The following is a 23,307-nucleotide window of genomic DNA, read 5'->3' as shown; positions in this document are numbered from 1 at the left end:
GGCCATCCCCAGGCAGCTGACGGGGTGTAATGATTCGAGCACATCCACACCCCGAGCACGGGTGCCCGGCCGATGAGGAGGAGGGCATGCCCCAACCGAGACGCCCCCTGCAACCGATGCGATCAGCCGTGGACTGGCTCGGGGCTGAGATCCGCTACTGGCGCGAGCTGCGTGGCTGCACCCCGAGCGAACTCGGGCGGGCTGTTCAGCTCAGTCCAGACGCTATCGAGAAGATCGAGAATGGCGACCGGCTCGTTTCCGCCGAAGCGGCTGACGCCATAGATAGGTTTCTCGACACCGGCGGCGTAGTGACGCGCTTCCGGCCGTACGCGAAGGCGGAAGCGGACAGGCGGCGCGGGCAAGCGGACAACATCAGGAAGGCGAACACCCCGACGGCGGCAACCGGCATCCTGGCCACGACCCGATCGCCCAAGGAGCCGTCTGTGGAACGTCGCACGCTGCTGGCCGCCCACCCGTTAGGCATGGCCGGCGCACTGGCCTCCATCGGCCAGCAGCATGGTCTCGGGCCGCGCATCAGCCCAGCCGACGTCCACACCGTGGAGGAGACCTCCCGGCAGCTCCGGGAGTGGGGCAACCTCCACGGAAGCTCAGGCGCGATCTTCCAGACCGCGGCCCTCGGAGTGCTCCAGCAGAGCGTGGACAGAGCGGGCGACTGCCCACCACGGCTCCGCCCTCAACTGCTCGCAGCAACCGGTCGCCTGGCGCTGACCCTCGGCTCCAACAGCTTCGACCAGTTTGATCACGACGCCGCGAAGACCCTCTTCGGCGTGGCCACCACCTGTGCAGAAGAGGCAGACGATTGGGTGCTCCGGGCCAGCGTCATGAACTGGCGTGCACGCCAGGCCATCTGGCTGAACCGCCCGGACGCCGCACTGACCCTCGCGGAAGTGGGCCTGGTACGAGCTGATCGCATCCCCCTCGCGCACAGGCAGCGTTGCAGAACTGCCGAGCCCGCGCCTACGCCCTGCTCGGCCAGAAGCGATCGGCACTCGCAGCAGTCGACGCCTCTGACACGCTGTTCACCAGCCCGTGGGACGACGAAGAGCCGGCCTGGCTCGCCTACTACGACGCCGCACAACACCACGGCGACACCGGCCACGCCATGCGCGACCTCGCCATCGCCGGACTTGTCCCGCCCGACCAGGCAGCAGATCGCCTGCGCACCGCAGCGGCCGGCCACTCAGACGCCTACCGCCGCAGCCGGGCGATGTCCGTCAGCAGACTCGCTACGCTCCTGCTGGTGACCGGAGACTCGGAGGAGGCGATGATCGTGGCCCACCAGGCACTGGACGATGTTGGCCAGGTCCACAGCCGACGCGCGGCCTTCGACCTCGGGGAGTTCGCCCGCATCGCGACCCAGCGCAGAGCACCCGGCACCGCCGCCATCCGGGATCGGATCGCGGCGGCGGTCGGCCGGTGACGGCTCCGGCGGTCATGGCCGTAGAGACAAGCCGGGAGCACCTTCGAGCAGCCTGCGAAGCAGCGGGGCTGTCTGGACAGGCTGAACAGGCCGAGCTGATCCGGCTTGGCGAGAACGCTATGTGGCGCGTGCCGGACCTCGGCCTCGTTGCTCGAATCGCTCGTGATGGGCAGCACCAAGCGGCCGCCCGCGAGGTCCGCGTCGCTTCATGGTTGGCAGAGAACGGCATACCGGCAGTGCAGCCCTTCAGGGAACTGCCGCAGGCGCTCGACGTCGGCGGTCGTGCGGTCACCTGGTGGCACGACCTCGGCCCGCACCGCCCTGGGACGGTCGTGGAGCTGGCCGGCCTCCTGCGTCGCCTCCACGCCCTCCCTGTCCCGGTGGACCGGGATCTAGGCTGTGTCGATCCCTTCGCCCGCCTGGACGACCGGATCGGTCAGACCGATCTTGATCCAGAACAGCGGGCCTGGCTCCTCGGCCACCTGGCGCACCTTCGTGCTGCCTGGGCCGCCCTCCCGATGAACACCCCCGAGGTGGTCGTCCACGGGGATGCCTGGGCCGGCAACGTTGCTGTCACCCCGGACGGCACCGCCCACCTCCTGGACTTCGAACGCACCTCCGTTGGCCCCCGCGAATGGGACCTCGCCAGCACGGCAGTCGCCTGCAAGACCTCTGGCACCGTCAGCGGTGCGGACTACCGGAGCTACTGCCGCGCCTACGGTTCTGACGTCACAGACTGGCCGGGGTACTCCACTCTGCGCGGCGCCCGCGAGCTACGTCTCGCAGCCTTCGCCGCCCAAGTCGCGGTGCAGCATCCTGGTGCTCACGGTGAGGCCGTGTACCGAGTGGACTGTCTACGAGGACTTCACGGTCCGCGGCCCTGGTCCTGGAGTCCGGTGCCATAGCCCCCGAGCCGACCAATGGGCGTTGCACGAAAGCGCTACTGGTTGCGCCCGCTCCGGGCTCGGCAGCGTCACCCGCCGAACTCGGAACGGGCCGCGGGGCTACCTCACGCTGGGACAGGAAAGCCGTGTGGGAGCTGCTGAACCAGCATGTCAACACCGTCCGCACATCCATTCCTCCCGGAAGGGCATGGAACTCCTCGGGGAAGCGGTGCCCGGCAGTCGCCTCACGCAGCGGCTTCGGCAGGCAAGTCGCGTAGCTGCAGGAGCCTTTGAAGCTCGTGCTTGCGGACTCGGTACTCGGATCCAACCCGCAGCACGCTGCACGGGTACTGGCTGGCTCGGGCGAGCTTGTAGCCGGTGGTGCGGCTCAGGCTGAGCAGTTCGTTCGCGTCTGTCAGGCGGATGGCCGGCGGAAGGCTGGCCATCCGCCTCCGGAGCGACAGGTCGGGCAGCTCCAGCACCCGGAGAAGGTCAGCGGTGACGACGCGGTGCTGATCACCGACCTTGAGGACGGCACAGGGATACGTGCCCTCGTGGATCATCCGGTACCCGGTGCTGCGAGTCAGGTCCAGCAGCCTGTTGGCGTCGGCCACGAGCAGCGCGGGGGGAAGCTGTGCCAGGGCCTCGCGGGAGAAACGCCTGGCGCGTGCCCTCGCTGTCATTTCGTTCAAAGCAGCCCTCCCCCGTGCGGGATGTTCTCTGTCGGAGAAACTTCTACCACACTTGCTCGCGGAGCAGCGAAAGGCCAAGCTATGCTGCTTCCCATGACCAACAAGCCAGTGCCCACCGCACTCACACTCCGCGTGGGCGAAGCGATCCGCGAGGCCCGCACCCGCCAGGGACTGTCCGCTCCCGAAGTCGCCAGGCGCTGCGCCCACCTCGGCGTCCCGATCCCACCCACCGCTATCAACAAGATCGAGAAGGCCGGACGCGGCAGCCTGAAGGTCGAGGAGGTCCTCGCGCTCGCCGCCTCGCTGAACCTGCCTGTCGCCTCCCTCCTGGTGCCGCTCGGGACGGAGGCCAGCATCGACCTGTTGCCGAACCTGCGCCTCTCCAGCTGGGCGGCCGTTCAGCTGATCACCGGCGAGGGCGCCACGGACAACGAGCCGGAGGGCAGCCCGCGCTCCACGCTGGCGATGTTCCGGGAGCACGAGGTGGACGTGCAGACGGCGACGATCTCCACGCGCGCGGCCCGTGACTGGCGGGCGCAGGCAGGCAAGTCCTCCGTCGGCTCGGACAGATACGACCAGCTGACCCGACAGGCAGCCGAGATGGAGCGGATCGCCCGCGAGGACTGTCGACGCCTGCTGGATACCCGCCAACGAATGCGTGATCTCGGCCTGCACCCGGCACCGCTGCCGGAGCACCTCGCATTTGTCGCCCAGGAAGAGGAGGTGCCCAACTGAAGGGCTCCATAACCCGCACGTGCTACTGCCGGGACGCGAAGACCGGCGCCCTCTACACCGCCGCCAACCTCTGCCCCAAGCTCCGGGCCCCCACGCACGGCAAGTGGTCCGTGCGCCAGGAGGTCCACCCGGACGCCGATGGCAAGCGCCGACAGTTCCGCCGCACCGGCTTCGAGACGTCGAAGGAGGCGCAGAAGGAACTGGACCGCGTCCGGGCGCTCCTCGCCCTCGCGGACGAGGACGATCCCGACGCGCTTTCTCGCGTCAGCGACCTGATCATGCTGTGCCAGAAGGAGCGCTCGCCGCTCCCGACCCCGGAGGACACTGCTCGGCTGCTGCGGGCGAGGGTCAAGCTGACCAGCCGCATTACGGTCGGCGAGTGGCTGGACTTCTGGCTCAAGGGCAAGAAGAAGCTGCGCCCCACGGGGTCGACGCGCTACGACGTTGATATCCGCTGCCACCTCAAGCCGCGCATCGGCCACCAGCGGCTGGACCGGCTGACCATTGAGCACCTCGACGAGATGTTCGAGGGGATCGACGCGACCAACGCGGAGATCCTGGAGCAGAACGCTCAACGGCGGCAAGCCCTCGCGGACCTCAAGCGGATCGAGGGCCGGGCCGCGCGCCGGACCGCCCGCGAGGCCATCGCCGCGATGCCGCCCTTCCGCCGGGTCACCGGACTGTCCTCACAGCACCACATCAAGGCCACGCTGCGCGTTGCACTGAACGCCGCGATCACCCGGCAGTTGATCACCTTCAATCCGGCGCAGCACGTAGAGCTGACGACCGCGCCCAAGCCGAAGGCCCTGGTCTGGACGGCGGCCCGCATCGCCGAGTGGAAGCGGACCGGGAAGAGGCCGTCCCCGGTGATGGTCTGGACTCCGGACCAGGCCGGCGCCTTCCTCGACCACGTGGCCGACCACCGGCTCTATGCGCTGTGGCATTTGTTCTGTTTCCGGGGCCCCCGCCGAGGCGAGGGAGTGGGTGCTCGGTGGGTCGACTTCGACCGGGACAACCGCTCCCTGTCCGTGGAGACCCAGCTCGTGCAGCTGGGCTGGAGCGTCCTGGAGGGCGAGCCGAAGACCGCCAGCGGTGTTCGCATCGTCGCGTTGGACCTGGACACCACCAGCGTCCTGGTCCACCACGAGAAGCTGCAGAAGGCGGAGCGGCTCCGCTTCGGCCCCGGATGGGCCGACACGGGCCGCATGTTCGTGGAGGAGGACGGCACCTGGCTCCACCCGGGCAAGGTCAGCGACCTCTTCGGCCGCCTGGTGGAGGAGGCCGGCCTCCCGCCGGTCCGGCTGCACGACCTTCGGCACCTGGCCGCCACGCTAGCCCTGGTGGCGGGTATCGACCCGAAGGTCGTCTCGGAGATGCTCGGCCACAGCGACACGGCCATTACCCGCGACATTTACCAGACCGTCTTGGACGACATCGCGCGCGAGGCGGCCGAGGCCGTCGTGAAGCTCGTCCCCCGCCGCAAGGCGGTCTACCCTCGGCCCGGCATCGTCGTCGCCTGACCCTTGACCGACAGCGCCCGCCAGGAGATTCCTCCTGGCGGGCGCTGTCGTTTCGGGGGCTGCAACGGCTGAAAATTCACGCTCCGTCACCGAGCAGCGGGATGCGATGGATGCCGCGAAGCGCGGCGGGCCAGGCCCTGCCGGATTGGCCTCGACAGCGCTCGGAGGCTTCGGGCAAGTTTCGGGCAATTTCATGACATGTACGCGCTATGGACTAGACCACTGAATTGACAGTGGACATGAAAAGACCCAGGTCAGAGGGTATCTGACCTGGGCCTCGTTGAGCCGCCTTCGGGATTCGAACCCGAGACCTACGCATTACGAGTGCGTTGCTCTGGCCAACTGAGCTAAGGCGGCGAACGGGGATTAGTCTACACAGGTCCGGGGGGTGCTCCTGCACGGGTTTCCGTCACGACATGATCACCCCGCCGCGGACGCGGTCGCGAGCTTGGCGGCGAAGCCGATGAAGAGGGCCGCCACGCCGGTGGTCAGGCCGGCCGAGAGGCGGCGGCGGGCGCGGAAGACGGCGGCGAGGCGGTGGCCCGCCAGGATCAGCGTGGACAGGTACAGGAAGCTGAAGAGCTGGACCGTGCCGCCCAGGACCGCGAAGGACAGGCCGGGATTGCCGTAGTCGGGGTTCACGAACTGCACGAAGAAGGAGAGCAGGAAGAGGATCGCCTTCGGGTTCAGCAGGCTGATCAGCAGCGCCCGGCGGAAGGGGGAGCCGGTGGCGGCCTCGGCCTCGCTCGGGGTGGCCTCGGTCGGGGTGGCCTCGGCGGCCGGCGTGGTGTGGCGGTCGCGCCACAGGTCGCGGGCGGCCTTGAGCATGCCGTAGCCGATCACCAGCAGGTAGACCGCGCCGATCAGCTTCACCGCGTCGAAGACCACGGGCGTGGTGCGCAGCAGGGAGGCCGCACCGAGGGAGGTGAGGGTGATCAGGGTGGTGTCGCCGAGGAAGACGCCCAGCGCGGCGCGGTAGCCGGTGGCTATGCCGGCGCGCGCGGCGGTGGAGAGCACAAAGAGCGAGTTCGGCCCGGGGAGCAGGACGATCAGCAGGGCGCCGAGGGCGTACGTGGGGTAGTGGATCACGCCGAGCACGGCGCCTGCCTTTCATCGAGCCGGTCTGTGGAGGGGTGCGCGGGGCACCCGCCCGATGAAAGGATCGTGGAGGGCAGTAGCTCCTGACAACTGCCCTCCACGAACATGTCGCCCAGGTCTCAGTGGCAGACGGTGCCCTTGGTCGGCGTGGTGCCCTGCAGCAGGTACAGGTTGACCGCCTCGTCGATGCAGGCGCTCCCGCCGGGCTGGCGGTTGTAGGCGGTGTGACCGTCGCCGTCGAAGGTCAGCAGCGTGCCGGAGTCGAGCTGCGCCGCCAGGCCCTGCGCCCACGCGTACGGGGTGGCCGGGTCACGCGTGGTGCCGACGACCAGGATCGGCGGGGCGCCCTTGGCCGGGATCACGTGCGGCGCGCCGGTGGCCGCGACCGGCCAGTACGCGCAGGTCAGGCCACCCCAGGCGAGGCTCGCGCCGAACTGCGGCGAGGACTTCTCGTAGGTCGGCAACTGCTGGCGCACCTGGTCGGGGCCGGCGGCCGCGCTCGGCAGGTCCAGGCAGTTCACCGCCGCGTTCGCGTACATCAGGTTGGAGTAGTGCCCGCCCGAGTCACGCTCGTAGTACTGGTCCGAGAGGGAGAGGAGCCCCTGGCCGTTGCCGTTGTTGATCGCGTCCGCGAGCGCGAGCCGCAGGTCGGGCCACTGCGTGGAGTCGTACATGGCGGAGATCACACCCGTCATGCCGAGCGCCTCGTCGAGCTTGCGCGGATCTCCGGTCGGCAGCGGGTTGCTGTTCAGCGACTTGAAGAAGGTGTCCAGCTTCGCGTCCGCCTGCTGCACCGTGCCGGTGCCCAGCGGGCAGCTCGGCCGCTTGACGCAGTCGGCGGCGAAGGCGTCGAACGCCACCTGGAAGCCGCCCGCCTGCTGGGCGTTCAGCTGCTGCGCGTTCAGGGAGGGGTTCATCGCCCCGTCCAGCACCATCGTGCCCACCCGGGAGGGGAACAGGCCGGCGTAGGTGGCGCCGAGGAAGGTGCCGTAGGACTTGCCCAGGTAGTGCAGCTTGGCATCGCCCAGGAGCGCGCGCAGCACGTCCATGTCCCGCGCGGAGTCCACGGTGCTGACATGTGCCAGCAGCTTGCCCGAGTTCTGCTGACACCCCTTGGCGAATGCCTTGTCCGCCGCGACCAGGGCGTCCACGCCGGCCTGGTCGGTCGGGGTCGTGTCGACCTGGGTGTAGGTGTCCATCTGGGCGTCGGTCAGGCACTGCACCGGCGCGCTGCGGGCGACACCGCGCGGGTCCACACCCACGATGTCGTAGGCCGCGCGCACCACCGCTGGAAAGGCCGTCGCCGCGTACCTGGCGTAGTCCACCGCCGAACCGCCCGGGCCGCCCGGGTTGACCAGCAGCGACCCGATCCGCGGCACGCCCTGGCCCGTCGCCTGCTGGCGGAACACGGAGAGCGTCAGGTCCCCGCCCCCGGCCGCACCCGGGTGGTCGTAGTCGAGCGGCACCTTGAACGTCGAGCACTGGTCCCCGGAGTAGCAGCCCTGCCAGGACAGCTTCTGGGCGTAGTACGGCTGGAGGTCCGCCGGGATCGCGGTCGGCAGCGGCTGCAGGGTGGTCGCCGAGCCGCTGGACGCCGTGTCGGTGGACGACGGCGCGCCCGAAGCGGAGCTGCCCGAGTCTCCGCTCGACGCGGTCGGGGACGAGCCGGAGGAGCTGCAGCCGACGACGCCGACGGCCGTCAGCCCCAGGACGGCCAGCGCCGCGACGGCCTTCGAGATGCGCGTTCTCTTCATGCTCTCCCCAGGATGGGCCGTGCCTCGGTACCTCGGTGCCTCGGTGGCGCCCTTCGGCGGCACGGGTGAAGCGAGTTCCGTCGGGTTCGGCGAGGGTGGTGGTGAAGCCGGGGGTTGGTCCGGCCGTTCCGTGCTGCTTGGTGCTGGCTGGTGACGCTGGCTGGTGGCTGGTGCGGTCGGGCTCGTGGTCTGCGGTCGGGCTTCGTGGTCTGCGGGCGGGCGCGCCCGTCAGCGGCGGACGGCCGCGGCGAACTCCTCCGTCACATAGTCTGCCGCCAAACGGACCAGCCGAAAGCGTTCCCTCCCCGCCGTGAGGTCGCGTACCACCGACGAGAGGCGGACGGCCGCGTCCGGCGCGCCCTGCAGCGCGGTCCGCAGTCGGCCCGCCTCGGCCTGGCCCGTCGTGTCGCGGTGGGCCTGCGCCAACAGGAGCCGGACCCCAGGGGCCTGCCCGGACCCGCGGCTCGCCGCAGGGTGCGGCAGCGCACCGCCCAGCGCCGCGGCGCCCGCGTAGACGTCGGGGTGGTTCAGTTCCGCGGTGACGGCGCAGGCCGAGCCGGTGTCCACGCCCAACTCCGCCCAGGAGCGCGGCCGGGACGCCACCCGGAACTGCGCGGCGACGGCGTGGCGCAGGGCCGTGTCGTCGGCGGCGGCCGCACACGGGTCGTCCGGCACGACGGCGACGAACGGGTTCGCGTGTCCGGCGAGGACGGCCCCGGCCAGCCCCTCCCACACCTCAGCGAGCTCCCCTGCCGGTGCGCGTACGACGAGCGCCTGCAAGGCGATGGTGGACGCGGCGCTGTGGGCCGCGTACTGGGACGGCACCCAGACCCGCACCCGGCCCGCGACCCCCGGCACGGTGCCCTGGTAGAGCCGCCCGCCCTGGGGCTGCCCGACGAGCGTCAGCGCGGCGGGCGCGGACGGCGCGGCCTTGTGCGCGCGGTCGGAGTCGGGATGCGCGGCAACCGAGGGGGAGACCCGGCCGGCGGCGGTGACCGCCACCGCCGCCGGAGCACCGCCCCGTCCCCCGTCACCGACCGCCGCCACGACCCCGCCGACGGCCGCCCCCACCAGCGCCACCGCGGCGACCAGGGCCCGCCCCGCGACCCGCAGGTAGCGGGGCGTCAACTCGTACACCCGACCTGCCTGTTCCTCCCGCCAGGCCCCGAGCGCACTGCCGACCATCCCGACACCGACCGTCGCCCCGGCAGCGATCAGCGCTGCGCTCCACCACAAGGTCATCTTGACCGGATCCCCCACGGGGCCGAGCTTGATCGATTCCCCTGCCATTCCCACCCGAAGGAGGGAACCCGAAGCGGGGGGCGCGCGCGAGGAGCGCCCTCAACGACCCGCACGCGGGTGGACCCGGCCGCGCCGCGAGGACGGCCTCGGGATGAGGACGGCACGGGATGAGGACGGCACGATGAATGGGGACGGCACGGGACACGGGAGAGCGGGGACCCGACCGAGCGGGGTGAGCCGCAGGAGCCGGTGCCTCGCAGGTGCCCTCGCGGACGCGCTCGGGCCCCGGTCCGGAGCGTCGGTCCGGAGCGTCGGAGCACTGCCCGGAGCACTGGAGCACTGACCGCGCCCCGTACGCGGCCCGGCGGGCTGCGCGCTGGGACGACGGGCGGGATCAGCCCGCGCGGAGGTTGACCGCCATCGCCTCGACCGCGAGGAGCGGGGCGACGTTGCGGTCGATGGCGTCGCGGCAGGCCAGGACGGCCTCGAGCCGACGCAGAGTCGTCTCCTCGGAGGACTGGGACGCGACGCGCTCCACATTGGCCCGGAGGTCCTCGTTGGCGAGCTCGGCGCCCGCGCCGAACTGGATCGCGAGCACGTCCCGGTAGAAGCCCGCCAGGTCCACCAGGGCCAGGTCCAGGCTGTCGCGCTGAATGCGAGTGGCCCGTCGCTTCTGACGGTCCTCCAGATCCTTCATCGCCCCGGCCGTGCCACGCGGCATCCGGCCGCCGACGCCCGCCGCCGCGCCCAGCGCCGTACGCAGGTCCTCGGTCTCCCGCGCGTCCACCTCCTCGGCGACCTGCTTGGCCTCCGCCGCCGCCGCGTCCACCAGCGCCTGGGCGCCGGCCAGGCACTTGCCGAGGTCGCCGACCACCATGGGCAGCCGCAGCACCTCGGCCCGCCGGGACCGCGCCACCTCGTCCTGGGCGAGCCGCCGCGCCCGCTCGATGTGCCCCTGGGAGGCCCGAGCGGCGAACATCGCCAGCTCCGAATCCACACCGTCCCGGCGCACCAGCACGTCGGCGACCGCACCCACGGACGGCGTGCGCAGCACCAGCAGGCGGCAGCGCGAGCGGATCGTGGGCAGCGCGTCCTCGACGCTCGGCGCGCACAGCAGCCACACCGTCCGCGGCGCCGGCTCCTCGATCGCCTTCAGCAGGACGTTGGCCGCGCCTTCGGTCAGCCGGTCCGAGTCCTCCAGGATGATCACCTGCCAGCGCCCGCCCGCCGGAGACATCGAGGCGTTGCGGACCAGCTCGCGCGTCTCCTTCACACCGATGCTGAGCACGTCGGTGCGCACCGTCTTGACGTCCGCGTGGCTGCCGACCAGCGCCGTGTGGCAGCCCTCGCAGAAACCGCAGCCCGGCACCCCACCGAGATCCAGATCCGGCGAGGTGCACTGCAGCGCGGCGGCGAAGGCGCGGGCCGCCGCGCCCATGCCGGATCCGGGCGGGCCGGTGAACAGCCACGCGTGCGTCATCCCCGTGGCCGCCGCGGCGGGCGTCTCCCCCGCCACCACGGCACGGGCCCCCCGGGCTGCGGAGACGAGCTGCTCCATCACCTGGTCCTGCCCCACCAGGTCGTCCCACACGCTCACGTCACGCCGCCGCTCTGCCGCCACTCACCACGTCACTGCCCACTGCCACTGTTCCACTGCTTCACTGCCTCGCAGCCTAACGGCCACCACCGACAAGCGGCGGCGGACCGGCCTCAGCCGTGTCGCCCGCGATCGTCCGGCCCCTGCTCCTCGTCCGGGGTCTCGGCGTGCCAGTGCGCCCACTCCTCACGGGTGCCCAGCAGCTGGTCGGTGAGGCTCGGCAGGTCGTCCAGCGGAGTCTCCTCGGCCCAGTCGTAGCGTCCGGGCTGCGCCGGTGCCGCCTCCGCCCTCGGCTCGACGGCCGGGATCTGCGCGGTCGGCGACTCCGCGCCGGCCGGACCGGGCTCGGGACGGAACAGCCACTCGGGCACCCGGTCCTGCACGCTCTCGGCGCTGCGCGGCGCGGACTCCCGCCACGACCGCGGCAGCGGCTGCTGCGCCTGCGGGTCGACCACCGGCAGCACCGCGGTCTCCTCGACGGCGGACGACGTGCCGGCGGTGTCCCCGCCCGGCGCCTCTTCTTGCGCCGCGCCGGACTTGCGGGTGAACCTCCCGAGCCGCGACTTCTTCGGCGCCTCCTCCGTCTGCGGCGCGGGCGCGCCGACGACCGGCGGCCGCGCCGGCATCGGCGGGAGCACCATCGTCTCCTCGGCCGCGGCGGGGCTCGCGCCACCCTTGGGTGCGCGGACCTCCTGCGGCGTGCCGGTGCCGACGGCACCGTCCACAACGGGCAGCGGGGCCGTGGTCTCAACGGGGCTCTCCGCCTTGTCGCCCACCTCACCACCCAGGACGACGCGCGGCAGCACCGCGGTCTCGTCCGCGGCCGCCTTCCCGCCCGGCGCTGGCGCCTGCCCGGCACGCGCGCCACCACCCGGCGCGGTCGCCGCCGGCGACGCCTTGGGCGCGTCCGCGGCAGATCCGCCTCGCCCTGCGGTGTCATCCCGGCGCCCAGCGCCCAGCTCGTCGCCGTTTCCGGCAGCCGGACCGGCCGCGCCCGCCACCAGCCCGGCACGCGCCGCACCGGACGCCCGGCCTGCCACCTCCGACGCGTCGCGCCCAGCACCGGGCTCGTCGCCCTTCCGGGCAGCCGCCGCGCCCCCAGCGGGCTCGCGCGGGTCGGTGACGCGGGGCAGCTCAGCTGTGGCGTCGACCGCGTCCGGCGCCGGACCGGCGTCCGTCACGCGCGGAAGGACCGCCGTCTCGTCCGCCGATCCCATGCCCACGCCCACGCCGACCTGCGGCAGCTCGGCCGTGGCGGCGACGCCGTCAGTCCCGTTCGGCTCCGCCGTGACGCGCGGCAGCACGGCCGTCGCGTCGTTCGCGTTCCGGTCGGCGGCTATGTGCTCCGCCCCGCCGTCCTGGGGCTCGGCCCCGCGTGCCTTCGTTGCGGCCGCGGCCGCAACGGCGGCAGCCGTGGCCTCCGCGGCCAGGCGGGACGCCTCGGCCCGCTGCAGAGCGTCCTCCGCCCGGCGGCGCTCCTCCGCGCGCTTCTCGGCGCGCTGCCGCTCCAGCTCGGCGAGCCGGTCCGCCTCGGCGAGAGCCGCAGCGCGCGCGGCCTCCTCGGCGCGACGGCGCTCCGCCTCCTCCTCGGCCCTGCGGGCGGCCTCCGCCGCGGCCGCGGCACGCGCCGCCTCCGCCGCCTGCCGGGCGGCCTCGGCCGCCTTGCGGTCCTCCTCGGCCTGGCGGGCCTTCTCGGCCTCCTCGGCCTCCAGGCGGAGCCGCTCCAGCGTGGCCTGGCGCTCGCGCTCGGCGCGCTCCTCCTCCGCCTTGCGGCGGGCCTCCTCCTCCAGGCGGCGTGCCTCGGCCTCGCGGGCCAGCCGCTCACGCTCCGCCAGGGCCGCCTTCTCCTGCTCCGAGAGCGGCAGCTCCCGGTCGAGGCGGTGGCGGATCGCGGTGGTCACGGCGTGCGGGGGCTGTCCCGCGTCGACGATCAGGTAGCGGGCCGGGTCGGCGGCGGCCAGCGCCAGGAACGCCGAACGGACCCGCCGGTGGAAGGTCTCCGGCTCCGACTCCATCCGGTCGGGCGCGTCGGTGAACCGCTCCCGCGCCGCCGAGGGCGCGACGTCCAGCACCACCGTCAGGTCCGGGACCAGGCCGCCGGTGGCCCAGCGGTTGATCCGCGCCACGTCCGCCGCCGCCAGGTCGCGGCCCGCGCCCTGGTAGGCGATGGACGAGTCCATGTAGCGATCGGTGATGACGACCGCGCCGCACTCCAGCGCGGGCAGGATCACCGAGTCGACGTGCTCGGCCCGGTCGGCCGCGAAGATCAGCGCCTCGGCGCGGTGCGAGATGCCGGTGTTGGAAACGTCGAGGAGCATCGCGCGCAGCCGCTGGCCGATCGCGCTGCCACCGGGCTCGCGGGTCAGTACCACCTCGTGGCCCTTGCTGCGGATCCACTCCGACAGCGCCTGGGCCTGCGTGGACTTGCCGGCCCCGTCGCCGCCCTCCAGGGCGATGAAGAAGCCCGTACCGGCCCGGTAGGCGGGCCGCTCCGCACCGGCGGTGAACGCGTCCCACACGTCGCGCGGCAGCGGGGCGACCCCCTTGCGGTCGTCCCCGCGCAGCAGCACGACGACGCCCGCGACGACGAGCAGCAGCCCGGCGAGCGCCACCGCGAGGCCCGCGCCGCCGTGGTCGAAGGTCAGCGTGGTACCACCGAACTGCTCCGGCCCGAAGGCGGCGCCGATCAGCGGCGAGACGAGCAGGGCAAGGGCCACGGCCACGCGCAGCATCGCGTGCAGGTGCTCGTCGACCTTCGGCTGCCGGGCCTCCTCGGTCTCCAGCCGCAGCAGGTCCCGCGCGCCCCGGAAGGCGACGCCGCCCGCGATCCCGGCGAGCGAGAACAGGACGAGCGCCAGCACGTAGTCACGGACCAGGCCGCCGAGCACCAGGCCGAGCCCGGAGACGATCATGGCCAGCGGCAGCAGCCGACGCCGGCTCAGCGGCGGCAGCACGCTGCGGCTGACGCGCAGCCCGAGCAGCAACCCGGCGGTCAGCGCGAGCACCAGCAGCCCGAAGCCGATCTCCCCGGCGAGCAGGTCGAAGGCGTGGATGTAGGCGACGGCGACGGCCGCCGCGACCGCGGCGGCGACCGAGCAGGCCGCGAAGGAGAAGACCAGCGAGGAGCCGGTGCGCCCGCGCGCTGCCAGCCCGGGCGTGACGTCCCCCGGAGCGCGCAGGTTCGTCAGCGGCGAGCGGGGCTCGAACGGGCGCGGCCCGTCGGCCTCGGCGTCCGGCAGCTCCTGCCGGAAGTACAGCGCCCCGGCGGCGGCGAAGAGCGCGGCGGCGCCGAAGCCGGCCAGCGCGAGCGGGTGCGCGGACAGCCAGGAGACGCCCTGCCCGATGCCCTGGTTCAGCAGCATCAGCACGACGAAGCCGAGCGCGGCCAGCGGGATCGTGGCGTAGCCGGTCCACAGGTCGATGTGGCGCAGCACCGGCCGCTGGTCCACCGGCGCGTGCCCCGGCGTGGCGCTGGGCAGCAGCGCCTCGGCGAACGACTCGCGGGTGACCGTCACCACCCGCTCCAGCGCGGCCGCGACGAAGACCGTGACCAGCAGCCAGATCCACGCGTGCGTCCCGGCCCAGGTGACCCAGAACAGCGCGCACGCGAGCAGGGCGGCACGCGCCGCCTCCGCGCCGAGCAGCAGCTGCCGGCGGTCCAGACGCCGCGTCAACTGCGCGAGCGGCGCCAGCAGCACCGCGCCGAACAGCAGCGTGCCCAGCAGCCGCGCCCCGAAGGCCGCGGCGAGCGCGAGGAGCGTGGCGGAGTACCCTCCGCCGAGCGCCTGCGCGCCTATGACGGCACGGACCGTCAGCGCCAGCAGGGTCAGCAGGGCGAGGCGGTCCCCCAGCGTCCCCACCGCCTGCGCGCGCCAGGCGCGCCCGTAGGCACGTCCGCGCAGCAGCGCACGGGCACGATCCGTCGGGCTGACGCCGACGGGTGCTCCGCTGCCGCGGTCCTCTGGGTTGCTGCTCTCCGGGGCCTCGCTGGTGGGCTCCTGCGACTCGGCGCTCATACGGCCAGCCTAACCGGAGCTCCGGACACCCCGTCCCGCTGTTGGCAGACGGTTACCTTCCGGTACCGAGCCTGGTGCACTTTCGCTCGGTGCGCGACCTCAGGGGCAGGGGGAACTGCGCGGGGAACTGCACAAGGACCGCGCGAGCAACCACCGGCGTGCGGACGGCCCTGCTGGGTGAGGACCGTCCGCATCGGGTGACTTGCTCGCGCCCCGCGGCGGAGTCGCTGATGAGCAGTTCCCCGCGCCCCTGGAGGGTGCGGCTCCCTTCGGGAGGGCAAGCTAGGCGCTGGCGGTCTTCTTCGCCGCGGCCTTCTTGGCAGGAGCCTTCTTCGCCGCCGCAGCCGTCGTGGTCTTCTTCGCGGCGGCCTTCTTGGCCGGGGCCTTCTTCGCCGTCTTCTTGGCCGGCGCCTTGGCCCGCTTCTCAGCGAGCAGCTCGAAGCCGCGCTCCGGCGTGATCTCCTCCACGGAGTCGTCCCGCCGCAGCGTCGCGTTGGTCTCGCCGTCGGTGACGTACGGGCCGAAGCGCCCGTCCTTCACCACGACGGGCTTCTCGCTGACCGGGTCAACGCCGAGCTCCTTGAGCGGAGGCTTCGCCGCCGCGCGGCCGCGCGCCTTCGGCTGGGCGTAGATCGCCAGCGCCTCCTCCAGGGTGACCGTGAACATCTGCTCCTCGGCCTCCAGGGAGCGCGAGTCCGTCCCCTTCTTCAGGTACGGCCCGTAGCGGCCGTTCTGCGCGGTGATCTCGACGCCCTCGGCGTCGGCGCCGACGACGCGCGGCAGACCGAAGATCTTGAGCGCGTCCTCCAGCGTCACCTCGTCCAGGGTCATGGACTTCAGCAGCGAGCCGGTCCGCGGCTTCACCGCGTTCTTGCCGGTCTTGGGCGTGCCCTCGGGCAGGATCTCGGTGAAGTACGGGCCGTAGCGGCCGTCCTTCGCGACGATCTGGTGGCCCGTCGCCGGGTCGGTTCCGAGCATCCGCTCGCCGCTGGGCATGGCCAGCAGCTCCTCGGCCAGCTCGACGGTCAGCTCCTCGGGAGCCAGGTCGTCGGGGACGTCGTGGCGCTCCTCGCCGCGCTCGACGTACGGGCCGTAGCGGCCCACGCGCAGCGTGATCCCGGAGTCGCCCAGCGGGAACGAGCTGATCTCGCGGGCGTCGATGGCGCCGAGGTCGGTGACGAGCTCCTTCAGGCCGCCGAGGTGGTCGCCGTCGCCGTTGCCGGCGTCCGCCGCGGACGCGGCCGCGCCCTGCGCGCCGCCCTCGCCGAAGTAGAACCGGCGCAGCCACGGCACCGACTCGGCCTCGCCGCGGGCGATGGCGTCGAGGTCGTCCTCCATCTTGGCGGTGAAGTCGTAGTCCACCAGGCGGCCGAAGTGCTCCTCCAGCAGCCGGACGGCGGCCAGGGCGACGAAGGACGGGACGAGCGCCGTGCCCTTCTTGAAGACGTAGCCGCGCCGGATGATCGTGTCGATGATCGCCGCGTAGGTCGACGGGCGGCCGATCTCGCGGTCTTCCAGCTCCTTGATCAGCGAGGCCTCGGTGTAGCGGGCCGGGGGCTTGGTCGCGTGGCCGTCGGGGTTGATCTCCTCGGCGCTGACGCCGTCGCCCTCGGCCATCGGCGGCAGTCGGCGCTCGCGGTCGTCGAGCTCGGCGTCCGGGTCGTCGCGGCCCTCGACGTAGGCCTTGAGGAAGCCGTGGAAGGTGATGATCTTGCCGGAGGCGGAGAACTCGACGTCGCGGCCGTCGGCGGACAGGCCCGCGACCTTGACCGAGACGGACTGCCCGACGGCGTCCTTCATCTGGGAGGCGACGGTCCGCATCCAGATCAGCTCGTAGAGCTTGTACTCGTCGCCGGCCAGGCGGGTCTCGGCCGGGGTGCGGAAGCGGTCGCCCGAGGGGCGGATCGCCTCGTGCGCCTCCTGCGCGTTCTTGACCTTGCCCTGGTACGTCCGCGGCGCGTCCGGAAGGTACTCGCGGCCGTAGAGCTGCTCGACCTGCGCCCGGGCGGCGTTGACGGCCGTGTCCGAGAGCGTGGTCGAGTCGGTACGCATGTAGGTGATGAAGCCGTTCTCGTACAGCTTCTGCGCCACGTCCATGGTGCGCTTGGCGCCGAAGCCCAGCTTGCGGCTGGCCTCCTGCTGGAGCGTGGTGGTGCGGAACGGCGCGTACGGGGAGCGGCGGTACGGCTTGGACTCGACGCTGCGGACCCGGAAGTCGGTCGCGGCCAGCGCGGCGGCCAGGCCGCGGGCGGCCTGCTCGTCCAGGTGCAGCACCTGGCCCGAGGCGCTCTTGAGCTGCCCGAGCGAGTCGAAGTCGCGGCCGGAGGCGACGCGGCGGCCGTCCACGGCGGAGAGCCGGGCGCCGAAGGTGCCGGGCTCTCCGGCGGTCGCGGCACGACCCGCGTCCCCCGTGGCGAAGACCGCCGTCAGGTCCCAGTAGGAGGCGGAGCGGAACGCCATGCGCTCACGCTCGCGCTCGACGACGAGGCGGGTGGCGACGGACTGGACGCGGCCGGCCGAGAGCTTCGGCATGACCTTCTTCCACAGCACCGGGGAGACCTCGTAGCCGTAGAGGCGGTCGAGGATGCGGCGCGTCTCCTGGGCGTCGACCAGGCGCTTGTTCAGCTCGCGCGGGTTGCGCACGGCCTCCTGGATCGCGTCCTTGGTGATCTCGTGGAAGACCATCCGGTGCACGGGCACCTTGGGACGGAGCACTTCCTGCAGGTGCCAGGCGATGGCCTCGCCCTCGCGGTCCTCATCGGTGGCGAGGAAGAGTTCGTCGGCTTCCTTGAGAAGCGACTTGAGCTTGGAGACCTGGGCCTTCTTGTCCGGATTGACCACGTAGATCGGCTCGAAATCGTGGTCCACGTCGATGCCGAGGCGCCGGACGTCGCCGGTGTAGCCCTCGGGGACCTCGGCGGCGGTGCCCGGAAGGTCGCGGATATGCCCGACGCTGGCCTCGACCACGTATCCAGGGCCCAGGTAACCCTTGATCGTCTTCGCCTTGGCCGGCGACTCGACGATGACGAGTCGACGTCCGTCGCGTGCGGTCTCGCTGGTCGGGGACACCTTCGCTCTTCTCTCCCGGTCGATGAGGGGGTGGTCACCGCAACGCTCGCGGTGACACGGTCCTGAATGCGGAGTGTGACCGCACCCCGGTGCCCCTTGTCAAACGGACGGATCCCGACATGTCACCGGCGGGAGCCCTCCGCTGCCACTCGAACGGTAACCCGAGGGAGCGTGTTCCCGCTGTTCGGGCGGGATCGTACGGTGGGTCGTACGTGGTCACACGAATGCACGATCAGGCCTGCGAACAGGTCGGGGACACCCGGAGCGGGCACGGACCCGCCGAGCGGCCCCGCACCGGACGTCCGGATCATAGGACCGGCCGTCGGATTTCCGGCGGGGAATCCAACCCGTTCGGCGTGTCTCTGCCCATCCGGACGCACAGCCATGCACCCGTCTGATAGAACCGCCGCTCCTGAGGCTGCCCCGAGGCGCCGCCCACCCGCGGGTCAGAACGCGGTGGCGAGCAACGTCACACCGCAGGCGGCGAAGGCGAGGCCCAGCAGGAGCCAGAACAGGTCGCTGCGGCTCTGCGGCACCCCCAGCAGGGCGACTCTCGTCGGCTCCTTCGGGTCGTAGGCGATGGGGACCAGCGCGCCTTCCACGAGTACCGAGGAGCGCCGGATCGAGGTCCAGCCACGCGGCCGGGTCACGACCTCGCCGTGGCCCTCGGCCTCGAAGCTGAGCAGCGGCGCGTTGTCGGCGTGGTCGATGTCGACGCCGTAGCCCTCGTCGGAGACCGGCGCCTCGGGCCCGCCCGTGTCGGGGCCGGTCCCGTCGGGGCCGATCCCGTCGAGTCTGCCCGCGTCGGGGCCGGCCGCGTCGGGGCCGGTCCCGACGGTGCGAGCGGCCTCGTCAGCCGGGGTGCTCGCGCCGGCCACGGCCAGCGCCACCCGGGCCCGGTCCTGCCGGGCCTGCTCCAGCTCGGAGGCGGGCACCACGCGTGCCATCCCGCTGACGCCGACGCGCCGCAGGGTGCGCCGCAGGCGCACCTCCGCGGCGCACCACCAGACGACAGCGCCTCCGAACAGGGAGAACCACACCCCCGTGAACAGACTCAGTGGTGTCCCCACGTTCGCACGCCCCCGCCAAGCTCTGCCGTCTGATGGTCGATCACGTGATCGGTCGTGGCAGCAGGCTGTCAGCGTGTCGGCAACTGCGTCCCTACGGACGGGGAAAGCCAGGCAAACCCCGGATGAACGGCCGGTTCACCCGGGTGAGCGGTGGGTGCGGCCGAGTCCGACCATCAGACCGGCAGCAGGAAGCCCTGCTCCACCAGGAGCCGGATCTGCTCCGGCGCGCGGTCGCGCAGCACCACCCGGTCCTCCTCCAGCAGGCGGGCGATGGCGTCGAGGATGTCACCCGCGCGCAGCGAGCCGTCGCAGGCCCCGGCGAAACCGGCGCCCACGGTGTCGACCTTGGTCGCCCTTCGCATGCCCCGGTTCTGACGCAGGATCACGTGCTCCGGGTCCTCCTCCCCCGGAACGCCGACCTGCTCCTGGACGACCTCGTCGGCCAGCCGGTAGTGCGCGTCCAGCAGCGCCGCGTCGTCGTGGTCCCGCAGGAAGTCCTGCCGGGCGAACCACTCCTCGATCACCGGGCCGAGCGGCTGTTCGACCGGATGCGGCCACTCCTCCGCGAGCACCACCGGCGCGGCGCCCTCCGGTGCCCGCCGCAGCGTGATCCAGCCGAAGCCGACCCCGTCCACCTTGGCCGCCTCGAAGGTGTCCAGCCACTCGCCATAGCGCCGCTCGTACTCCTCGCGCGAACCGCGGTGGTCACCGCCGTCGCGCAGCCACAGCTCCGCGTAGGTGGTCGGGTCCTGCACGTCGCGCTGCACGATCCAGGCGTCGCAGCCGGTCCCGGCGACCCAGGAGGCCACCCGGTCCCGCCACTCCTCGCCGCGCACGTGCTGCCAGTTGGCGAGCAGCTGGCAGTAGCCGCCCGCCGTGAGGTGCGCTCCGGCCTGCGCGACCAGGCTGCGGCACAGGTCGTCCCCGGCCATGCCGCCGTCGCGGTAGGTGAAGCGTCCGCCGGGGGAGATCACGAACGGCGGGTTCGAGACGATCAGGTCGAACCGCGCGGCGTCGGAGGGGTCGGCGGGGCCGGCGTCAGAGCGGTCGGAGCGGTCGGAGCGGTCCACCGGCTCGAAGAGGCTTCCCTCGCGGACCTCGATCCGCTCGCCGAAGCCGGAGAGCTCCGCCGAGAGGCGGGCGAAGTGCAGCGCCCGGGGGTTCACGTCGGTGGCCACGACCTGCGCGGCGTGACGGGCGGCGTGCAGGGCCTGGATGCCGGAGCCGGTCCCCAGATCCAGTACCCGCCGGACGGCGCGGCGCACGGTGATGTTGGCGAGCGTCGTGGACGCCCCGCCCACCCCGAGCACCAGCTCGCCGCGCGGCACGCCCCGGTCCGTCGCCGCGCCGGACCCGATGCCGCCGGCTCCGCCGACCGCGCAGCCGAGGTCGGAGACGATCCAGGCGTCGGCCGCCGCCGACTCGCCCGCGATGTCGTTCGCGTAGGGCCGGATGTCGACGGTCGCCCGCACCCCGCCCTCCACCGTGCGCGTCAGCCAGCCGTCCGCCAGCGCCTCCTGCACCGGCAGCGCCAGCGCGGCCTGCGGGTACGACACCTCCCGCTGCAGCAGGAACAGCCGCACCAGCGTCGGCAGCGCTCCCTGTCCCGCCGTCGCCCGCAACGCGGGCACGCTCTCGCTCCGCGCGAGCGCGGCGTAGGCCGCGCCCCCGAGCAGTTCCAGACAGCCGTCGGCGGTGTACCCGGCCGCGACGAACGCCTCCCGCAGCCCCCCGATCCGCGCGGGGTCGACGACGGGCATCGCCGCAGCGGCGGAGGCGGGGGACGCGGCGGAGGCACGCCCGGGGCCGTTGCCGTCCGCGGCGCGAACGACGGGCGTGTCGGGGGCTTGGGGGCTCTCAGCGGAGGAACTGGTCGTCACACGCCCATTCTCCCCGACACCGGGCCCCACCCGGCCTCTCCTCCCGCCGCGCCGCCCTCCGGGATCCGACGGACGCGGCACCGGAGCCGCCCTGGGAGTACAAGGCCTGGGCGGCCTCGACGGGCCAGGAGCGCCGGTGCCGCCGGCTGCCGCCGAGCCACGCCCTCGGATCCCATGCCGAGCTCCCGGCTGCCCCCGGGGCGGCGGTGCCGGAGCGGCCTCGACGGGCCAGGAGTGCCGGTGCGGCTGCGCCTGCCGGGCCGCCTCCGGCGGCCGGGAGCACTCGTGAACCGTCCGTGTGGGGCGACGACGTCGGGGCGCGGGCAGGCGCACCGGCAGAGCTCCGCTGCCGCTGCCGCTCCCGGGACGGCTCGGGCGCGTTGCTCTCGTGTCAGTGCGTCGGCGAGCTGGACGCCTTGGCGGACGACTTGTCGCCGGGCTTGCCGCTCGCCTTGGCCGAGGCCGACGCGGAGCCGGAGGCAGTCGCGGAACCGGAGGGCGCAGCGGCGGACGTGTCCGAGGACTCGGCCGTCGGGGTGCCGCTCGGGGCCGCGCAGCCGGTCTGGCGGCCCAGGGCCGCGCCGAGGTCGCCGGACTGGAGCTTCTGCAGCGCCGTCGAGGACTGCGTCGAGAGCTGTCCTATCTGGTCGGAGACACCCCGCAGCTCGGCCGCGAAGCGGCCCTGGTCGCTGACCGGCAGGCTCTTCACCGTCTGCTGGACCTTGGTGAACCCGCCGGCTGCCTGGTTCAGCTCGCTGACGGCGTCGGCCTGCGTCTGGGCGCCGTCGGTGGTCTGCGGCGCTCCCGCCGCCTGCACCGCCTGCGCTATCTGCTGGTTCGCCGTCGCCAGCTTGCCCATGTCGTCCGCGAGACGCGTCTGCAGATCGGCCGGGCTCTCGCCCTGCACGATCCGGCCGGTGTCGGCCTTCGCGTCCGCCACGGCCTGGATGGGCGCGGCGATCCCGCCGCAGACGCTCTTGGCCCAGGCGTCCAGCTTGGCGTTGCTGTCGCTCCCGCCGCACGCGGCCGTGCCGAGGGCCACCACGGCCACCGTCGCGGCCGCCACCGCGACCCGGCCGACGGTGCGGCCGGCCGCCCGTCCGCGACGCGACGCGACAGTCACAACGGCGACCTCCGGGCCCGCCGCCGCCCCTGCTCCCGTTCCTGCCGCGGGCTTCCGCACCGACGCCACCAGCTCCGACCTGCTCACCGGGTCCCCTTCCCACGCTTCGACCCAGCTTGGGAACCTACACTGTCGCCCTTTTCGGGCGCAGGTCTCCCTCGATACCGTGCCCGAGCACACACCGCACGCGCACAGCTCCGCACGCGCACAGCTCCGAACACGCACTGCGCCTGACACGCACTGCGCCGGACACGACATCGACGACACGGAGGGCCGCATGCCTCGCGCTCAGGTCAACGGCATCGAGCTCGAATACGAGACCTTCGGCGATCCGCAGCAGCCGACCCTGCTGCTGATCATGGGGCTCGGCGCCCAACTGATCACCTGGGACGAGCGCTTCTGCCGCAACCTCGCCGCTGAGGGCTTCCACGTCGTCCGCTACGACAACCGGGACGCCGGCCTCTCCACCTTCGTCGACTCCGGGCCGCAGCCGGACCTCGGCGCGATCTTCGGCGGGGACCCCTCCAGCGCGCCCTACCTTCTCGGGGACCTCGCCGACGACGCCCTGGCCCTGCTCGGCGTCCTCGGCGTCGACCACGCCCACATCGTCGGGGCCTCCATGGGCGGCATGATCGCCCAGCAGCTGGTGATCGACCACCCCGAACGGGCGCTCAGCCTGTGCTCGATCATGTCCCGTCCGGGTGACCCGACGACGGGTCAGCCGTCCAAGGAGGCGTGGGCGGTCCTGATGCGCCCGCGCGCGACCGATCGGGGCACCGCCGTCGAGGCGAACATGCAGGCCGCCAAGGTCATCGGCTCGCCGGGCTACCCGCGCGAGGAGGCGGAGCTGCGCGCCTACGTGACCCGCGCCTACGACCGCAGCAACCGCGCGGACGGCTTCGTCCGCCAGCTGGCGGCGATCATCGCCTCGCCGGACCGGACGCCCGGGCTCTCCGGGGTCACCGTGCCGACCCTGGTCATCCACGGCGAGGCCGACGCGCTGGTCGACGTCAGCGGCGGCCGCGCGACGGCCGCCGCCGTGCCGAAGGCGGAGCTGCTCACGCTCGCTGGCATGGGACACGATCTCCCGACCGCGCTGTGGCCGCGGATCGTCCCGGCCATCGCGGCCAACGCCCGCGCCGGCGAGGCTCTGCGGGTGCGCTGAACGCCCTGGCGATCAGCGGGA

At 72.8% G+C, this 23,307-nt stretch carries 15 protein-coding genes, 1 tRNA gene and 1 pseudogene; 6 read left to right on the top strand and 11 right to left on the bottom strand.

Going from position 1 to position 23,307, the window contains the following annotated elements; all coding sequences use genetic code 11:
• Positions 1-29: 29 nt before the first annotated feature.
• From ABH931_RS25990 to ABH931_RS25980, 3 genes and pseudogenes are all read left to right on the top strand, one after another.
• Positions 30-299 (top strand): annotated as a pseudogene (locus ABH931_RS25990) (helix-turn-helix domain-containing protein); the annotation flags it as partial.
• Between the two features lie 656 nt (positions 300-955).
• The gene (locus ABH931_RS25985) at positions 956-1,441 is read left to right on the top strand and encodes a hypothetical protein (protein WP_370117930.1); all 486 of its coding nucleotides are present in this window, start codon (positions 956-958) and stop codon (positions 1,439-1,441) included.
• Positions 1,442-1,455: 14 nt separating this feature from the next.
• Positions 1,456-2,346: a phosphotransferase enzyme family protein gene (locus ABH931_RS25980; RefSeq protein ID WP_370117831.1), complete on the top strand. Its 891-nt coding sequence runs from the start codon at positions 1,456-1,458 to the stop codon at positions 2,344-2,346.
• Between the two features lie 224 nt (positions 2,347-2,570).
• Here the strand turns inward: ABH931_RS25980 and ABH931_RS25975 are convergent, their stop codons facing one another.
• Positions 2,571-3,017 carry a hypothetical protein gene (locus ABH931_RS25975; RefSeq protein ID WP_370117828.1) on the bottom strand — a complete coding sequence of 149 codons (447 nt, stop codon included), beginning with the start codon at positions 3,015-3,017 and terminating at the stop codon, positions 2,571-2,573.
• 93 nt (positions 3,018-3,110) lie between these two features.
• Between ABH931_RS25975 and ABH931_RS25970 the strand changes: the two genes are divergently transcribed.
• The gene (locus tag ABH931_RS25970; RefSeq protein WP_370117825.1) at positions 3,111-3,752 is read left to right on the top strand and encodes a helix-turn-helix domain-containing protein; all 642 of its coding nucleotides are present in this window, start codon (positions 3,111-3,113) and stop codon (positions 3,750-3,752) included.
• A 110-nt stretch (positions 3,753-3,862) separates the two neighbouring features.
• Positions 3,863-5,272: a tyrosine-type recombinase/integrase gene (locus ABH931_RS25965; RefSeq protein ID WP_370117822.1), complete on the top strand. Its 1,410-nt coding sequence runs from the start codon at positions 3,863-3,865 to the stop codon at positions 5,270-5,272.
• A gap of 283 nt (positions 5,273-5,555) precedes the next feature.
• Here ABH931_RS25965 and ABH931_RS25960 read toward each other — a convergent pair.
• The 10 genes from ABH931_RS25960 to ABH931_RS25915 form a co-directional block, all read right to left on the bottom strand.
• Positions 5,556-5,629: transfer RNA gene (locus ABH931_RS25960), tRNA-Thr, on the bottom strand.
• 63 nt (positions 5,630-5,692) lie between these two features.
• On the bottom strand, positions 5,693-6,370 hold the full coding sequence (gene leuE, locus ABH931_RS25955) for a leucine efflux protein LeuE (protein ID WP_370117819.1): 678 nt from the start codon (positions 6,368-6,370) through the stop codon (positions 5,693-5,695).
• Between the two features lie 119 nt (positions 6,371-6,489).
• Positions 6,490-8,124 carry an alpha/beta hydrolase gene (locus tag ABH931_RS25950; protein WP_370117816.1) on the bottom strand — a complete coding sequence of 545 codons (1,635 nt, stop codon included), beginning with the start codon at positions 8,122-8,124 and terminating at the stop codon, positions 6,490-6,492.
• 228 nt (positions 8,125-8,352) lie between these two features.
• On the bottom strand, positions 8,353-9,414 hold the full coding sequence (locus ABH931_RS25945; RefSeq protein ID WP_370117813.1) for a hypothetical protein: 1,062 nt from the start codon (positions 9,412-9,414) through the stop codon (positions 8,353-8,355).
• A 346-nt stretch (positions 9,415-9,760) separates the two neighbouring features.
• A complete protein-coding gene (locus ABH931_RS25940; RefSeq protein ID WP_370117810.1) occupies positions 9,761-10,963 on the bottom strand; it encodes a DNA polymerase III subunit delta' in 1,203 nt (400 codons plus the stop codon).
• Positions 10,964-11,076: 113 nt separating this feature from the next.
• Positions 11,077-14,979: a dTMP kinase gene (gene tmk / locus ABH931_RS25935; protein ID WP_370117807.1), complete on the bottom strand. Its 3,903-nt coding sequence runs from the start codon at positions 14,977-14,979 to the stop codon at positions 11,077-11,079.
• A 282-nt stretch (positions 14,980-15,261) separates the two neighbouring features.
• Positions 15,262-18,048 (bottom strand): type I DNA topoisomerase, encoded by a 2,787-nt coding sequence (gene topA / locus ABH931_RS25930; protein ID WP_370117803.1) that lies wholly within the window; start codon positions 18,046-18,048, stop codon positions 15,262-15,264.
• Between the two features lie 446 nt (positions 18,049-18,494).
• Entirely contained in the window at positions 18,495-19,088 is a 594-nt protein-coding gene (locus ABH931_RS25925) for a DUF3592 domain-containing protein (protein WP_370117800.1), read from the bottom strand.
• Between the two features lie 203 nt (positions 19,089-19,291).
• Positions 19,292-20,878 carry a methyltransferase gene (locus tag ABH931_RS25920; RefSeq protein WP_370117928.1) on the bottom strand — a complete coding sequence of 529 codons (1,587 nt, stop codon included), beginning with the start codon at positions 20,876-20,878 and terminating at the stop codon, positions 19,292-19,294.
• A 511-nt stretch (positions 20,879-21,389) separates the two neighbouring features.
• The gene (locus tag ABH931_RS25915; protein WP_370117797.1) at positions 21,390-22,121 is read right to left on the bottom strand and encodes a hypothetical protein; all 732 of its coding nucleotides are present in this window, start codon (positions 22,119-22,121) and stop codon (positions 21,390-21,392) included.
• A 277-nt stretch (positions 22,122-22,398) separates the two neighbouring features.
• Between ABH931_RS25915 and ABH931_RS25910 the strand changes: the two genes are divergently transcribed.
• Complete coding sequence (locus tag ABH931_RS25910; RefSeq protein ID WP_370117794.1) at positions 22,399-23,286, top strand: alpha/beta fold hydrolase; 888 nt, start codon at positions 22,399-22,401, stop codon at positions 23,284-23,286.
• Positions 23,287-23,307 lie beyond the last annotated feature (21 nt).

The sequence above is a fragment of the Streptacidiphilus sp. MAP12-33 genome (assembly GCF_041261265.1).
Taxonomy (GTDB): Bacteria; Actinomycetota; Actinomycetes; order Streptomycetales; family Streptomycetaceae; genus Streptacidiphilus.
Note: the sequence above shows the minus strand (reverse complement) of the source record. Positions and strands in the feature narration are given on the sequence as shown.

Excerpts from the sequence above, each read along its gene's own strand:
- ABH931_RS25950 (WP_370117816.1), bottom strand. The coding sequence starts at position 8,124 with ATGAAGAGAACGCGCATCTCGAAGGCCGTCGCGGCGCTGGCCGTCCTG.
- ABH931_RS25980 (WP_370117831.1), top strand. The coding sequence starts at position 1,456 with ATGGCCGTAGAGACAAGCCGGGAGCACCTTCGAGCAGCCTGCGAAGCA.
- ABH931_RS25910 (WP_370117794.1), top strand. The coding sequence starts at position 22,399 with ATGCCTCGCGCTCAGGTCAACGGCATCGAGCTCGAATACGAGACCTTC.
- ABH931_RS25945 (WP_370117813.1), bottom strand. The coding sequence starts at position 9,414 with ATGGCAGGGGAATCGATCAAGCTCGGCCCCGTGGGGGATCCGGTCAAG.
- ABH931_RS25970 (WP_370117825.1), top strand. The coding sequence starts at position 3,111 with ATGACCAACAAGCCAGTGCCCACCGCACTCACACTCCGCGTGGGCGAA.
- ABH931_RS25920 (WP_370117928.1), bottom strand. The coding sequence starts at position 20,878 with ATGCCCGTCGTCGACCCCGCGCGGATCGGGGGGCTGCGGGAGGCGTTC.
- tmk (WP_370117807.1), bottom strand. The coding sequence starts at position 14,979 with ATGAGCGCCGAGTCGCAGGAGCCCACCAGCGAGGCCCCGGAGAGCAGC.